Consider the following 13997-nt stretch of genomic DNA (forward strand, 5'->3'; position numbering starts at 1 on the left):
CCCCAAGGGGTTTATATGGCAACCATCACAGAGCGCACCGACAAAGACGGCAAACCACGCTACACAGTAGAAATCAGGCTAAAAGGCCACCCACGCGAAACCGCCACCTTTAAACGCCTGACCGACGCTAAAAAATGGGCGGCTTCAACTGAAAGCGCCATTAGGGAAGGCCGACACTTTAAAACCAGCGCGGCCAAAAAGCATACTTTCGCGGATGCTATCGAGCGTTATACCCGCGAAATTCTACCGACTGAATTTACAGCCACCGAGCAAGGCAACCGGCGGCCTATTCTGGAATGGTGGGCTTCACAGATCGGCCATTGTGTAATGGCTGACTTATCAACCGCCACTTTTGCCGATTGCCGTAACACCCTGGCAACAACCGGCGGGCGGAAAGGCCGACCGTTAGCGGCTGCCACCATCAAAAAGCATTTTGTAGTTGCCACCGATGTTTTAAAACGGTGCGTTACTGAGTGGCATTGGTTGGAGCAATCCCCGCTAAAAGATGGCGGCGTTAAATTGCCCGAGTTACCGCGCGGAATCGTTCGCTTTTTGGATGATGACGAACTTAACCGGCTGACAATCGCCTGTAAGGAATCGCCAAACCCTTTGCTTTTTCCGGCTTTCGTGCTGTCCATATCAACCGGCATGAGGCAAGGCGAAACCATGAACCTTTATTGGCGGGAACCGGAAACGCCACCGACCGAAGGCGCTTGGGGCGTGGTCAATTTGGCGGATGCCTGCATTATCCTGCATGAAACCAAAAACGGAGACCGGCGGCGGGTGCCGGTGGCAAGCCAAGCCCTGTTAGAACTGCAAAAACTAAGCAAGGTAAGGCGGCTAGATTCGGCGCTAGTCTTTCCAAGCCCCACACACCCAAACCAACCCATTGAGCTTAAAAAAGCATGGCTTAACGCTTTAAAACATGCCGAGGTTAATAATTTTCGCTGGCATGATTTGCGACATTGCACAGCGTCTTACTTAGCAATGGGCGGCGCGTCAATGGTCGAAATCGCGGCTGTATTGGGCCATAAAACCTTAGACATGGTGAAGCGTTACAGTCACCTATCAGACGGCCATATTGCAAACGTGGTTGAGCGGATGAATAGCAAGCTGTTTGGCGGTGCCTGATGGTTATCAAAGTTCCGGGCACTAAACAATCCAAAGGCACGCTACTTACTGAAGCCACCCATTACAGTAAAGCAAACCGGCAAGAACTCGACGAAATAGCGGCAAAACGAGAGCTTTTAATGTTAAATCTGTTTTCGCCCGATTGGGATAGATTAGCCGCTAGACCCACCGGCACTATTGAAAGCCTTGTTGCTCAATCCGTGGGCTTGGTTCCTGATCTTGCCGCCGCTGATTTTATTGATGAAGCAAAGCGTTTTTTCTATGCCCGGAATGATTCCGCAAGCATCAGCAAACTAAATACCTTTCTAAGACGGCTGGCCGATGCTAGGGAGAATATCGCGCCACTTGGCGAATTGCACCCCATTGAAGGCAAAGAAACACGCTTTAAAAAATCTGATTTTCTGGCGTTCGCTGGCCGGTTGGGATGGGAATTGCCGGAAGAATTTAAGCGGTTTGTGGCTGTGCCAGAAATAGACGATCCAGAACCTAAAACGGAAACAACGCGAAAAACAATCGGCAAAGGTACTAGAAGAAGTCAATTGCATTTGTTGATTTGGCGGGTTTATCAGTCTCTTGTTTCTACGACGGATAAAGTTACAGCTCAAGATGTATGGCAGGAAATACGCTTTCGGTTTGCTGAGTACGACACCGATAAGATTATTCAAGAGGTGACAGCGGATGTTATTGAATGGCGTTCTTGCTATGGAAACGAGCCAAGTTTAAGCCGAGGAACGTTTGATAAAACGCTTTCAAACCTGAAGAAAAAGCCACCTTTTTAAAAAATAGTTACCGCTAAATTTACCGCTAAGTGATTTTCTTACCGGGTAAATTTAGCGGTAAATAGCTGTCGCAATAATCCACCCCAAGCCGGGGAAACAATCCCCGGCGATTCTCGAAAATCTTAGAATCAAGGGGAAACCATGCAACAAACCGAACAAAGCCAGCCTGCCACACCAGTTGCGCCGCACTATTTCACCGTCCAGCAATTTACAGCCAAACACCCCGCCTTTCCGCTGGGGACTCTGCGACACCAAATCTTTTATGAGAATACCAACGGCCTGAAAGCATCCGGGGCGATTATTCGCAATGGCCGCCGCGTTTTGATTCGGGAGGATCGTTATTTTGCTTGGTTAGAGGCACAAAACCAAGGCGGCGAGTGATGGCGTTTTTGCATATAGAAGATGCCGCCCGCGCGGCGGTGCTTGAGATGGGTTTCAATCTGCCAAAATCTTTTGAATATGATCGATTCATTGAGCTTGAAGATAAGGACGGCAAGAAGAATAAGGGCCGTCTTAAGATTTTTGCCGATGGGAAAGGCGGCTTTGTGCAAGATTGGCGCGATACATCTAAAAAATTCTTTTTCTTGGAAGGTGAAGGTCAAGCCAAGCCATTAGACAAACGAGAGCGCGCACGAATAGACCGCGAACGGCACAAACGCCAAGCTGAAGCCGCCAAAAAACAGGATCAAGCCGCTAAGCGTGCTTTATCTATCTGGCAAGATGCCACACCAGCGCAGGAAAATCACCCTTACTTAGTGCGTAAACAAATCAAGCTACACGGCGCAAGGCTGGGACGCTGGCGGCGGGTGATACAAGACAAGGGCGGCAACCGCTCCACCATTACCATTGAAAACGTTCTGTTGTTGCCACTGTTCGACGCTGCCGGAACTATCCGCAGCCTACAAGCCATTTTTCCCGAAAAGCATCCGGTATTAGGTCGAGATAAAGACTTTTTACCGGCTGGCGGCCTGGCCGGGCTGTTTTGGTGGATCGGCAAACGCAGCAACCAAGCCGATGAAACAGTATTGATTGCTGAGGGTTTCGCCACGGCTGCCACCTTGCACGAGCAAAGCAGCTACCGCGTTTACATGGCATTTACAGCGGGTAATCTGCTGGCGGTTGGGCGTATCGTGCGAGAACGTTTGCCGTCAGCGAATATTGTGTTTGCTGCTGACAATGACACGAAAACCGCCGGTAATCCGGGTTTAACCAAGGCTACGGAAGCCGCCGCCGCTGTGGGTGGTAGTGTTGCCGTGCCGCCTATTCATGGCGACTTCAACGACTATCAGTTATTCCTGAACGGTGGCAACCATGACGAATGAGAGCAAAGTCAAGCAGCCAATCTTGGAAGTCGTTAAGGGCGCTAAACCTCCTAAGTCTGCCGGCACTAAACCAACTGGAAACGGTGGCGGTACGGGTAACGGGTCGAAAAAAGCGGTTAGATTTGGTGAATATGGCATCGAATCCGGCGCGTTTGTGCAGTTCAAGATGATGCGGATTGAAGGATCAAGCGACCGGGCCGAAAACTCATTCCCGCTTTGTGACTTCACTTGTCGAGTCGTTGAAGAGGTTATTGCTGATGACGGGCTAACTGATACCAGTTTTTTAAGAGTCGAGGGCCGCCGGGCTGATGGTGTGGTGCTGCCGCTGGTTGATATACCGGCTAAAGCTTTTTATGCCACACAAGGCAACTGGGCTAATGAATTTTGGGGAACGCTGCCGTTTATTTATCCTGGTAACGCAAAGAAAGATAACCTCAGAGCTTGCATTCAGCTTTATTCAAGACTTGATGGAGATATACCAAGGCGCACCATTTACCGCTTTACCGGCTGGAAAAAAATCAATGACGAATGGCAGTATTTAACCGGATCGGGGGCGATTGCTGCCGCCGGGCTGATTGATAGCGTTCAAGTTGACTTAGGGCCCGGCAATATGAGCCGCTACGCACTGCTCGCGCCACTGTCCGACGATACGCTTAAGCAAGCCGTGGCTGACGCACTGCTTTTGCTGGAAGTTTGCCCGCATAGGCAGCACATCGGCGCGGTTTTATTGGCGGCGGTTGCACGTGCGCCTTTGGGTGAAGCGCATTGCATCGATTTTGCAATCTGGCTGCATGGTTTGACCGGCTCCCGCAAGTCGGCTATCGCCGCGATTGCTCAGGTTTTCTTCGGTAACTTTAGCGCCCGCAGCTTTCCGGCGAACTGGTCGGATTCTGCCAACGACGCGGAAGCTAAAGCTCATCAAGCTAAAGACGCTGTTTATGTTGTTGATGATTTTAAGCCGTCGGTGAATAGAACCGAGGCCGACAAACAGCACAGCATGGCCGAGCGGCTGATTAGAAATACTGGCAACCAGGCCGGAAGAGGCCGCAGAAATGCCAACATGCAGGCACAGGCAACACCGTTTAATAGATCCATGATGTTGATTACTGCCGAAGATTTGCCACGCGGTCAATCATTATTAGGGCGGCTGCTGGTGTTGGAATTAAGCCGTGAGGATGTGGATAACTCGACGCTTTCCAGGCTACAGCATTCGGCGAATTCCGGTGCTTTATCTGGCCTTATGGCTGCTTATCTGCAATGGTTAGCGCCGCGTATGGATCAACACAAAAAGGATTTCCCCGTCATTGTTGAACAGCTTAGAAACGGCGCTGTGCGTGACGGGAAAGCCTCATCTCATCCCCGCGCCCCGGAAATTTTCGCCAATTTGGTAGCTGGGCTTGAGCCGTTTTTGATGTTTTTGGAAGAAATCGGCGCTATCGATGGCGAAAAATCGATCAGCTTATTGATTGAGGTTGAACAGCATTTACAGCAAGCCTTCAGTGAGCAGGCATCCTATCAGTCCGAACAGGACGAGGTTGAGCGGTTTTTACAATTGCTGCGGGCTTGTTTCAGTTCTGGTAATACGCATATTTCTAGCCGGATCGATCAAGGCCCGCCACAATCCCGGCCATTTGCCTGGGGCTGGCGTGAAGCGGGCGCTGATTTGGTGGGCGATAAGCAATACAAGCCAATGGGTGATTGTATCGGCTGGTATGCCCCACCCAATGACGGCGCACCGCCTCAAGTTTGGCTAGAGCCGAACAGCGCCTTTAAAACCGTCAATGAATTTGCAAAGCGCCAAGGTGATGCGTTCTTAATGTCGTCGGGTACGTTATGGCGGCGAATAGTCGAGCGTGGTTTATTGCTTAAAACTGAGCCGGACAGCAAAAATGGACGACCTAAGCCAACTGTCAAGCGGTTGGTGGCTGGGCGTTCGGTTCGGGTACTGATATTTGATGCTGAACTGATTGAATCGGCGAGTTGATGCCGTGGAAATTTCCGGGTTTGTTTTTGCTGTATCGATCCAACTGCAAAAAACTATAAGGGGGGTATCTTTTTTTTTATGGGAATTAGGGGAGATAAGCCTATAAGCCTTGTCATTAGTGGGTTTGTTGCTCCCCTAGTTGAAAAAAAATTATGGGAGATTCCCATAAAATTAGGGGAGCGGTAAACAGCGAATTTTTTAGTATTGGGGCTGAAAATTAAGCTGTTTTAGGTGAAAAACAGCCTATCTCCCCGGATTTTTAGATTTTTTTAGGGGAGATTCCCATAGTTTTTAAGCTGGTATGGGAGCTTGTAAGCCACGCGTGACAAGGCTTTGAAAGCAATCTCCCCTAATTCCCCTAATTTTTCACATAGGGGTATAGATGAAATGTATTTTTAGGAGAAATTTTTATGTCGACGAAACAACCCAAAAACATGCAAAAAAAAGATGAAACTGAAGCCAAACGGAAAGCACGAACCGCCGCAATCAATCGGCGCATTAATCAAGAATGGGCGGCCTTGAATAAGTTTTATGCTAATCAAATGCAGATATTGCCACCCAACACGCCTACGCTAAACAAGTTAACGGCATTAGCCATAACTGACTTTAAAAACAGGCACCAACACGACAAAACCCGGTTTAAGGTTGTCTGGATAATACGTGGCGGGAATAAAATCACTGTTCCTTACATGAAAACCACGTTCGATAGATTCCTACTGATCCCGCCCGCCCGTTATCGACATGTAAGGCGGGCGCGGTCATTGCCAAGACTGAAAATTTGACGCGTCGAGTCTTCCTGTTAAGTTTTTGAAAAAAAATTTCACGGCATGTGTACTTTTATTGACATTTTTGTTTACATTTCCGAAAAAAATTAACTTTTTGTAAACAAAATTTGTTGACCTTTTGTTTTTGATTTGCGAAGGGGCCGACTATGGCGTAAGCAATGAGGGGAACGGGGAAATTGTTAAAAATAATGGCTAATAGTCGTTAAATTGTTCCTGAGTAATTGCCCTCTGGTTTTGGATGTTGACATGGTGTTGCAGTTAGATTCAAAACGCCCTTGTTTGAGTAAGGGCGTTTATATTTCACCTTCACAGGTTTGAAGCATCAAGCCGCTAATAGTTTGTAAAGCGTTGGGCGGCTAATGCCGTATTCTTTGGCAAGTTTGCTTTTGTCGCCGCCTTGCTCGATCCTGGCTTTGATTTCGGCGGTTTGTTCTGCATTGAGTTTAGAGGGTGCGCCTAGCTTCTTGCCGCTGGCCTTGGCGGCCTCGATCCCTTCCCGCTGGCGTTCTTTTATCAATGTCCGCTCGAATTCTGCAAAAGCACCCAGCATTTGCAGCATGAGCGTTTGCATGGGTGATGTATTGGCGGCTTCAAAGGTAAGGTGCTCTTTGTAAAACTTAACCGTGATGCCTTTCTGGGTTAATGTCTCGATAATGGTTTGCAGGTCTTTCAGGTTACGCGCTAAACGGTCGATGCTATGGACGTGTAAAACGTCTCCTTCTCTGAGGTGGTTTAGGCAGTTGGTTAATTCTGGCCGGTTGGCATCTTTGCCGCTGGCCTTGTCGGTAAAGGTTCGATCAAGCTGCACGTCTGCTAATTGGCGTTCTGTGTTTTGAGATGTTGAGCTAACTCTAATGTATCCGATTTGTTGGCCTTTCATGATTGCACCTTTTGTGTAAATTAAACTCTTAGAGTTAGATTAACACTTGTAAAGTAAATGTCAAATCAACTTTTATTTACACGGTGTAAAGCGGGTTTGCGGGCATAGTTGCATGTGTAAAAGAATGTATACTTTGCTTACACATTTTAAAAGGAGTCGATATGGCAGAGTTTTTGGATACTGAAAGCGTGAACATGTGGCTTGCTCGAATAATTAAAAACGCCCGAGAAAGGGTTTTGCTTGTTAGCCCTTACTTAAAATTCAGCGATAGAATCAAAGAGTTTATAACCGATAAAAATAATTTAAAAATTGATGTACAGATTGTGTACGGCAAAGAAGAACCAAAGCCGGATGTAATAAATTGGTTAAATAATCTACCTTATGTTAGGGCTAGCTATTGCAAAAATTTACATGCTAAATGTTACCTAAACGAGGAGCTTTGTATTGTTACAAGTATGAATCTTTATGAATTCAGCCAACAAAATAATAATGAAATGGGGGTTTTATTTAGTCGTCAAAACGATTTAATTCTTTACAACAAAGCTTTTGAAGAAGTTCAGCGACTTATCCGCATAAGCGAAGGAAGAAACGCTAATTCTTTTAAAATTTCAACGCCAATAAAGTCAACTGAACTGCAAACTAAAATCCCAACTCATGAGTTAGCTAAAAGGCGACATATCGAACAAAAAATACTAAATGAAAATTTACTAACTTCAGGTTTGATTAAGCTTGTTACCGGGAAAGGAATCAAAGGACATTATGCTTTAACAGCAAGGGGCATTGAAGCAGGAGGAGAGCCAGAGCAAGGAACTCATATTATTTTATGGCCTGAAAATCTTAAATTATGAGCTGACGTTAAGCATTGCTGGAAAATCACTAAAAAAGCCGGTGGACTTGGTTGGCTTACCGGCTTTTTTGTTGTCTGATTGTCGAGGTAATTTATTTTGAAGTGCGACAAAATTGCGACATTTTTAAAAATAGCTGACCTTAAAATTGTCGTAAGTCATTGTTTTAAATGGTGCCGGCAATAGGAATCGAACCTACGACCTTCGCGTTACGAGTGCGCTGCTCTACCTGCTGAGCTATGCCGGCTTTGTGGGCTATTTGTAGATGGACTTTGGGTCTTTCAGGACGGGTTCTGTAGTTTGCCATTCGCCGTCTTTCAGGCTGCGATAAAAGCAGCTTTCGCGACCGGTATGGCAGGCTATGCCACCTTCTTGGGCGATTTTAATCAATATTACATCAGCATCGCAATCTAATTGCATGTCTATAACTTTTTGCCTATGGCCGGACTCTTCGCCTTTGCGCCATAGGCGCTGGCGAGAGCGTGACCAATAAGTCGCGTAGCCTTCCTGTACAGTGAGCGCCAATGATTCGCGATTCATCCAGGCAAACATCACCACGCGGCCGCTGTCATGCTGTTGAGCGATAACGGGTACTAAACCGTCTTCGCTCCACTGGATTTCATTCAGCCAAGCGTCGTTCATAGGCGTACCTCTATGCCGCGTGACTGCATGTGTAATTTAGCTTGTTCGATAGTGTACTCGGCAAAATGAAAAATACTGGCAGCCAGCACTGCGTCGGCTTTACCCTCGATGATGCCGTCGGCTAAATGATCCAGATTGCCGACACCGCCGGAGGCGATCACCGGGATGCTGACTGCTTCGCTGATGGCACGCGTCAGGGCTAAATCAAAACCGGATTTAGTGCCGTCCCTATCCATGCTGGTCAGTAATATTTCGCCAGCACCAAAGTCTTTCATTTTAATCGCCCACTCCACGGCATTGATGCCGGTGGGTTTGCGGCCGCCGTGGGTAAATATTTCCCAGCGATTTTCTTCACCCGGTTGGCTGACTTTTTTAGCGTCTATGGCGACCACGATACATTGCGAGCCGAATTTATCAGCCGCTTGTTTGACAAATTCCGGATTGAATACAGCCGCACTGTTGATGCCGACTTTGTCGGCACCCGCATTCAGCATGGTGCGAATGTCTTCCAGTGTGCGGATGCCGCCACCTACGGTAAGCGGTATAAACACTTCGCTGGCGACTTCTTCGACCACATGCACGATGGTGTCGCGGTTGTGGTGGGTGGCAGTGATGTCTAAAAAGGTGATCTCATCTGCGCCTTCCTGGTCGTAGCGGCGGGCAATTTCCACTGGATCGCCGGCATCGCGAATGTCAACGAATTGCACGCCTTTAACGACGCGACCATTATCGACATCCAGGCAAGGAATAATACGTTTAGCAAGGCTCATGAATATTGGCTGGCTGTGTTGTGAGTGTGCGGAGAATTAGACGCTTACATCGGCAAACGATTCAGCGAGTTTTTCCGCTTCGGCAAAGTCCAGCGTGCCTTCGTAAATCGCGCGACCGGTAATAGCGCCCATGATGCCTTCGTGAGCGACTTCGCCCAAGGCCTTGATGTCATCTATATTGGTAATGCCGCCGGAAGCGATAACCGGGATGGTGATTTCACGCGCCAGTTTGGCCGTGGCTTCAACGTTGACACCCTGCATCATGCCGTCACGGGAGATGTCGGTGTATATGATGGCTGATACGCCCTGAGCTTCGAATTTTTTCGCCAGATCGATGACGTCGTGGCGGGATAGTTTGGACCAGCCATCGATGGCGACTTTGCCGTCTTTGGCATCCAGGCCAACAATGATGTGGCCGGGAAATTCAATGGCCACGTCGCGGACGAAGTGCGGTTCGCTGACAGCTTTGGTGCCGATGATGACGTATTCCACGCCGGCTTCTAAATAGGCTTGTATGGTGTCTTCGTCGCGGATGCCGCCGCCGATTTGTACCGGTACGTTGGGATAAGCGCGAACAATGGCGTTGATGACTTCGGCATTTCTAGGCTTACCCGCGAAGGCGCCGTCCAGGTCTACCAAATGCAGGCGTCTGGCGCCTGCATTTACCCAGCGACCCGCTACCGCGACCGGGTCGTCGGAGAATATTGTGTTTTCTTCCATGCGACCCTGGCGCAAGCGAACACATTTGCCTTCTTTTAAATCAATTGCAGGTATCAACAACATAGTTCAATCTCAGTAGTTAAATCATTTATCAAAAGGTTAAAAAAGCCGAAATGCGGGTCGTTTCGGCGTCGTCTTACATATAATCGCGTGCGTCAGCTATTAAGCCGCGCCATCCCAGCGTAAAAAATTTTGTAACAATTGTAGGCCAACGGTCTGACTTTTTTCCGGATGAAATTGCACGGCAAATACATTGTTTTTCGCCAGTGCGCAGGTAAATGGCTGCGGATAAGCACTGCTGGCGATGCTGTCCTGCTCACTATCCGGGATGGCGTAATAACTGTGCACAAAGTAAAAGCGGCTGTCCTGAGCAATATCTTGCCATAAGGGGTGTGGTTTTTGTCTGACGCGGTTCCAGCCCATGTGCGGTACTTTTAGTGAGTGGTCTAACTCATCGAAAAGCGGTTCGGCAAAATGACGCACGTGACCGGGAAATAAATTTAGGCAGGCTATGCCGCCATTTTCTTCGCTATCAGTTAATAGCGCCTGCATGCCTAAGCAAATACCTAAAAAAGGCTTGTCTTGGGCAACGTTTTTGATCACGTCGACCAGTTTAAGCGCTTGTAAAGCCTGCATGCAATCACGCATGGCGCCGACACCGGGAAATACCACCCGATCGGCAGCTTGAATGACATGAGCATCGGCGCTGATTTGCACATTGACGCTGGTATCGGCGTGTTGCAGGGCTTTGGCGATGGAATGAAGGTTACCCATTCCGTAGTCGATAACGGCAACTGTTGACATAAAAATGTGAAATTAAGTAGAAAAACAGCTAAGAGAAATTATAGGCTACCTTTGGTAGATGGCATGATGCCAGTCATGCGCGGGTCTGGGCTAATCGCCATCCGCACCGCGCGGCCAAAGGCTTTAAATACTGTTTCGGCTATATGATGGGCGTTGCCGGCTTTCAGGTTATCGATATGCAAAGTAACACCCGCGTGATTGACAAAGCCCTGAAAAAATTCTTTAAACAAATCCACGTCGAAGCTACCGATGAAAGCGCGTTTAAACTCAACTTCATAAAACAAGCCGGGGCGGCCGGAAAAATCCACCACCACCCGCGACAAGGATTCATCCAGTGGGCAATAGGCATGGCCATAACGGACAATACCTTTTTTATCGCCTAGCGCTTTAGCAACGGCTTGCCCTAGCGTAATGCCGATATCTTCCACACTGTGATGGGCGTCGATATGTAAATCGCCTTTTGAAACTACATCCATGTCAATCAAGCCGTGGCGGGCTATTTGATCCAGCATGTGATCAAGAAAAGGCAGGCCAGTGCTAAAAGAGGCAGTGCCATTGCCATCCAGATTGATGGCAATCTTAATCTGGGTTTCCAAGGTGTTGCGTTCAACCTCTGCTGTGCGTGGGTTCATGCTGGCTATGAATGTTTTAATTGAGCATTAGTTTACGTGATTGTGACCACTACGCCAAACTCTTGCTAGCAATTTCATAGACATCTTTAGAAAGCTGTTCCGTCATGACGATACGTTGCAATTGTTGCTTCATCAATTTTTGGCGTCCTTTGTCGTAGCGACGCCATTGAGCTAAGCTTGTCACCATGCGGGAAGCGATTTGTGGATTAAGCGTATTCAAGGCTAGTACTTGGTCAGCCAGAAAGCGATAGCCCTCACCATCTTTGGCATGAAAATGTACCGGATTGGCTTGGCTGAAGGCGCCGATTAAGGCTCGTACGCGATTCGGCGTTTTCATATCAAAAGCCGGATGTTGCATCAATGCCTGGACGGTAGCAAAGGTGTTGGGCATATAACTGCTGGCTTGCAAGGCAAACCATTTGTCGATCACCAAGGCTTCTTGTTGCCATTGTTGGTAAAACTTATCCAGGCAAGACGCTTTGGCCGGATGTTGGCTGTTGACGATGACTGATAGCGCAGCCATTTGATCAGTCATGTTATGCGCTTGTTCGAATTGGGCCAAGATCAGAGTGTAACTGTCGCTGGATTCCAATTGACTCAGATAACTCAGGCAGGCATTTTTTAGCCGCCGTCTGCCTATCGCATCGGCATCGAATTTACCGGATTCATCGCGATGATGAATCAGATACACGCGATTAAAATCGTCTTCTAAGGCATGTGCCAGCGTGGTTTTGACAAATTCTCGGGCATGATGGATGGCATCGACATCGATGACAGTCATCTGTCCGGCCAGATAACTTTCATCCGGCAGTGTGAGTAATAAGGCTTGATAGGATAAATCATCGGCTTCAGCATTCAGCAGACTATGAAAAGCCTCAACCACCAAGGCATTAAGATGCAATGGCAGGTGATTATGCAAATCTTCGATCAAGCCGAAAATTACCTGCACGACCAATTGTTGTCCTGCCTCCCAACGATTAAAGGTATCGCTGTCATGTTTGAATAAAAATGCCAACTCTTCCAGACTGCGCGGCATGTTTAAATTCACCGGTGCGGAAAAGCCGCGCAATAAAGACAGCACAGGTTTTTCGGCTAATTCGTCAAATACAAAGCTTTGCTCGGCTTCGGTCAGATTGAGGGTGATGTCAGTTTGTTGCTGGCCGTTGATGACAAATGTTGCAGGTGAACCGTCTGCCGCCAATAAGCCTAGTTTTACCGGAATGTGTAAGGGGGCTTTGTCCGGTTGATGCGGTGTGGGTGGGCAGCTTTGCTGGATGGTCAGATGCAGTTGCTGGGCGTCGGCATCGTAATGTTGACTGACCGTCAGCACGGGCGTGCCGGCTTGCGAATACCAGCGGCGAAATTGACTCAATTCGACGCCATTAGCGGCTTCCATGGCGTTGACGAAATCTTCGCAGGTCACGGCTTGGCCGTCATGACGCTGAAAATACAAATCACAGCCCTTCCGAAAACCTTCAGCACCCAGTAAAGTCTGTAACATGCGCACGACTTCCGCGCCTTTTTCATATACGGTCAGCGTGTAAAAGTTATTAATTTCGATATAAGCTTCCGGCCGGATCGGATGCGCCAACGGGCTGGCATCTTCGGCAAACTGACGGGTTCTGAGGGCGTTGACGTCCTGAATGCGCTTGACGGCCTGCGAGGTACGGTCGCCGGTGAATTGTTGATCGCGAAATACGGTAAAACCTTCTTTTAAGCTGAGCTGGAACCAATCCCGGCAGGTGACGCGATTACCTGACCAGTTATGGAAATATTCGTGACCAATCACGCCTTCAATATGTTCGTAATCGCTATCGGTGGCGGTGTCAGGCCTGGCCAGCACAAATTTGGTGTTAAATACGTTCAGGCCCTTGTTTTCCATGGCGCCCATGTTGAAATGATCAACGGCGACGATCATGTATAAATCCAGATCGTATTCCAGGCCGTAGCTGTCTTCATCCCAGCGCATGGCATTTTTTAAGGATTGCATGGCGTGAGCGCATTTGTCGACATTGTGCTGCTCGACGAATATCTCCAGCGCAATTTCGCGCCCGCTCATTGTGGTAAAACTGTCTGAAACACATTCCAGTTGTCCGGCTACCAAAGCAAACAAGTAGCAGGGTTTGGCGAAGGGATCTTCCCAGCTGACCCAGTGGCGATTGTTAGCCAGATCACCGTGGCCGATTTTATTGCCATTGGAAAGTAAAACCGGATATTGGGTTTTGTCGGCGCTTAACGTGGTTTTGAAACGGGTCATTACATCCGGTCTATCCAAAAACCAGGTGATTTTTCTAAACCCTTGCGCTTCGCATTGTGTGCAGAGCATGCTGCTGGATAGATATAAACCTTCTAACGCGGTATTGGCTTTAGGGTTGATGCGGTTTTCTATGCTGATCACAAATGCCCGCTGTTGCGGCACCTGCTGTATCGTCATGGTTTCCAGGTTAATTGTGAAATCGCTCTCTGTCAGCGGGTTACCGTCCAACTGAATGCTGATTAACTCCAGTTCTTCACCCGTTAAAACCAGCGAAACGCCAGCGGCTGCGCTTTCTGGATTACGCCGCATGGTTAAGCGAGAATTTACCTGAGTGTGCTGTGCATCCAGATCAAAGTCCAGTTCGACACTGTCGATCAAATATTCAGGTGGGGTGTAATCTTTTAGGTAAACGGTTTGGGGGGTCGCATCGCGCATGGGTTTGGACT

At 48.2% G+C, this 13997-nt stretch carries 14 protein-coding genes and 1 tRNA gene; 7 read left to right on the top strand and 8 right to left on the bottom strand.

Annotated elements, in window-relative coordinates:
* The first annotated feature begins 15 nt into the window (after nt 1–15).
* The 6 genes from A1359_RS16865 to A1359_RS16890 all read left to right on the top strand — a co-directional run bounded on the left by A1359_RS16865 (nt 16) and on the right by A1359_RS16890 (nt 5998).
* Complete coding sequence (locus tag A1359_RS16865; RefSeq protein WP_066985849.1) at nt 16–1131, top strand: tyrosine-type recombinase/integrase; 1116 nt, start codon at nt 16–18, stop codon at nt 1129–1131.
* Entirely contained in the window at nt 1131–1910 is a 780-nt protein-coding gene (locus A1359_RS16870) for a hypothetical protein (RefSeq protein WP_066985852.1), read from the top strand. The genes A1359_RS16865 and A1359_RS16870 overlap by 1 nt, the downstream gene beginning before the upstream one ends.
* A 141-nt stretch (nt 1911–2051) precedes the next feature.
* Nucleotides 2052–2291, top strand: a complete 240-nt coding sequence (locus A1359_RS16875) for a hypothetical protein (RefSeq protein ID WP_066985856.1) — start codon at nt 2052–2054, stop codon at nt 2289–2291.
* On the top strand, nt 2291–3232 hold the full coding sequence (locus A1359_RS16880) for a toprim domain-containing protein (RefSeq protein WP_066985859.1): 942 nt from the start codon (nt 2291–2293) through the stop codon (nt 3230–3232). The genes A1359_RS16875 and A1359_RS16880 overlap by 1 nt, the downstream gene beginning before the upstream one ends.
* Nucleotides 3222–5216 carry a cell wall-binding protein gene (locus A1359_RS16885; RefSeq protein ID WP_066985862.1) on the top strand — a complete coding sequence of 665 codons (1995 nt, stop codon included), beginning with the start codon at nt 3222–3224 and terminating at the stop codon, nt 5214–5216. Before A1359_RS16880 ends, A1359_RS16885 begins: the two co-directional genes overlap by 11 nt.
* A gap of 410 nt (nt 5217–5626) precedes the next feature.
* Nucleotides 5627–5998 carry a hypothetical protein gene (locus A1359_RS16890; protein WP_066985864.1) on the top strand — a complete coding sequence of 124 codons (372 nt, stop codon included), beginning with the start codon at nt 5627–5629 and terminating at the stop codon, nt 5996–5998.
* Between the two features lie 325 nt (nt 5999–6323).
* Here the strand turns inward: A1359_RS16890 and A1359_RS16895 are convergent, their stop codons facing one another.
* Nucleotides 6324–6881: a recombinase family protein gene (locus tag A1359_RS16895; RefSeq protein WP_066985867.1), complete on the bottom strand. Its 558-nt coding sequence runs from the start codon at nt 6879–6881 to the stop codon at nt 6324–6326.
* 161 nt (nt 6882–7042) lie between these two features.
* On the opposite strand from A1359_RS16895, the gene A1359_RS16900 reads away from it, so the two are divergent.
* The gene (locus tag A1359_RS16900; protein WP_066985870.1) at nt 7043–7729 is read left to right on the top strand and encodes a phospholipase D family protein; all 687 of its coding nucleotides are present in this window, start codon (nt 7043–7045) and stop codon (nt 7727–7729) included.
* Between the two features lie 168 nt (nt 7730–7897).
* On the opposite strand, the gene A1359_RS16905 is transcribed toward A1359_RS16900, so the two are convergent.
* The 7 genes from A1359_RS16905 to pepN all read right to left on the bottom strand — a co-directional run bounded on the left by A1359_RS16905 (nt 7898) and on the right by pepN (nt 13986).
* Nucleotides 7898–7973: transfer RNA gene (locus tag A1359_RS16905), tRNA-Thr, on the bottom strand.
* An 8-nt stretch (nt 7974–7981) separates the two neighbouring features.
* Nucleotides 7982–8368, bottom strand: a complete 387-nt coding sequence (gene hisI, locus A1359_RS16910) for a phosphoribosyl-AMP cyclohydrolase (protein WP_066985872.1) — start codon at nt 8366–8368, stop codon at nt 7982–7984.
* Nucleotides 8365–9138, bottom strand: a complete 774-nt coding sequence (gene hisF, locus A1359_RS16915; protein WP_066985875.1) for an imidazole glycerol phosphate synthase subunit HisF — start codon at nt 9136–9138, stop codon at nt 8365–8367. The genes hisI and hisF overlap by 4 nt, the downstream gene beginning before the upstream one ends.
* Nucleotides 9139–9174: 36 nt before the next feature.
* Nucleotides 9175–9921: a 1-(5-phosphoribosyl)-5-[(5-phosphoribosylamino)methylideneamino]imidazole-4-carboxamide isomerase gene (gene hisA, locus A1359_RS16920; protein ID WP_066985878.1), complete on the bottom strand. Its 747-nt coding sequence runs from the start codon at nt 9919–9921 to the stop codon at nt 9175–9177.
* Between the two features lie 99 nt (nt 9922–10020).
* Nucleotides 10021–10662, bottom strand: coding sequence for an imidazole glycerol phosphate synthase subunit HisH (hisH, locus tag A1359_RS16925; protein WP_066985881.1), 642 nt, complete (start codon nt 10660–10662; stop codon nt 10021–10023).
* A gap of 38 nt (nt 10663–10700) precedes the next feature.
* Nucleotides 10701–11294 carry an imidazoleglycerol-phosphate dehydratase HisB gene (hisB, locus tag A1359_RS16930; protein WP_066985884.1) on the bottom strand — a complete coding sequence of 198 codons (594 nt, stop codon included), beginning with the start codon at nt 11292–11294 and terminating at the stop codon, nt 10701–10703.
* Nucleotides 11295–11343: 49 nt separating this feature from the next.
* The gene (gene pepN, locus A1359_RS16935; protein ID WP_066985886.1) at nt 11344–13986 is read right to left on the bottom strand and encodes an aminopeptidase N; all 2643 of its coding nucleotides are present in this window, start codon (nt 13984–13986) and stop codon (nt 11344–11346) included.
* Between the last annotated feature and the right edge of the window lie 11 nt (nt 13987–13997).

The sequence above is a fragment of the Methylomonas lenta genome (assembly GCF_001644015.1).
GTDB lineage: Bacteria > Pseudomonadota > Gammaproteobacteria > Methylococcales > Methylomonadaceae > Methylomonas > Methylomonas lenta.

What these genes read in the sequence shown, in the direction of transcription:
- A1359_RS16870 (WP_066985852.1), top strand. Translation starts at nt 1,131, where the DNA reads ATGGTTATCAAAGTTCCGGGCACTAAACAATCCAAAGGCACGCTACTT.
- A1359_RS16900 (WP_066985870.1), top strand. Translation starts at nt 7,043, where the DNA reads ATGGCAGAGTTTTTGGATACTGAAAGCGTGAACATGTGGCTTGCTCGA.
- hisI (WP_066985872.1), bottom strand. Translation starts at nt 8,368, where the DNA reads ATGAACGACGCTTGGCTGAATGAAATCCAGTGGAGCGAAGACGGTTTA.
- pepN (WP_066985886.1), bottom strand. Translation starts at nt 13,986, where the DNA reads ATGCGCGATGCGACCCCCCAAACCGTTTACCTAAAAGATTACACCCCA.
- A1359_RS16895 (WP_066985867.1), bottom strand. Translation starts at nt 6,881, where the DNA reads ATGAAAGGCCAACAAATCGGATACATTAGAGTTAGCTCAACATCTCAA.
- hisF (WP_066985875.1), bottom strand. Translation starts at nt 9,138, where the DNA reads ATGAGCCTTGCTAAACGTATTATTCCTTGCCTGGATGTCGATAATGGT.
- A1359_RS16880 (WP_066985859.1), top strand. Translation starts at nt 2,291, where the DNA reads ATGGCGTTTTTGCATATAGAAGATGCCGCCCGCGCGGCGGTGCTTGAG.
- hisH (WP_066985881.1), bottom strand. Translation starts at nt 10,662, where the DNA reads ATGTCAACAGTTGCCGTTATCGACTACGGAATGGGTAACCTTCATTCC.
- A1359_RS16890 (WP_066985864.1), top strand. Translation starts at nt 5,627, where the DNA reads ATGTCGACGAAACAACCCAAAAACATGCAAAAAAAAGATGAAACTGAA.
- A1359_RS16875 (WP_066985856.1), top strand. Translation starts at nt 2,052, where the DNA reads ATGCAACAAACCGAACAAAGCCAGCCTGCCACACCAGTTGCGCCGCAC.
- A1359_RS16885 (WP_066985862.1), top strand. Translation starts at nt 3,222, where the DNA reads ATGACGAATGAGAGCAAAGTCAAGCAGCCAATCTTGGAAGTCGTTAAG.
- hisB (WP_066985884.1), bottom strand. Translation starts at nt 11,294, where the DNA reads ATGAACCCACGCACAGCAGAGGTTGAACGCAACACCTTGGAAACCCAG.
- hisA (WP_066985878.1), bottom strand. Translation starts at nt 9,921, where the DNA reads ATGTTGTTGATACCTGCAATTGATTTAAAAGAAGGCAAATGTGTTCGC.
- A1359_RS16865 (WP_066985849.1), top strand. Translation starts at nt 16, where the DNA reads ATGGCAACCATCACAGAGCGCACCGACAAAGACGGCAAACCACGCTAC.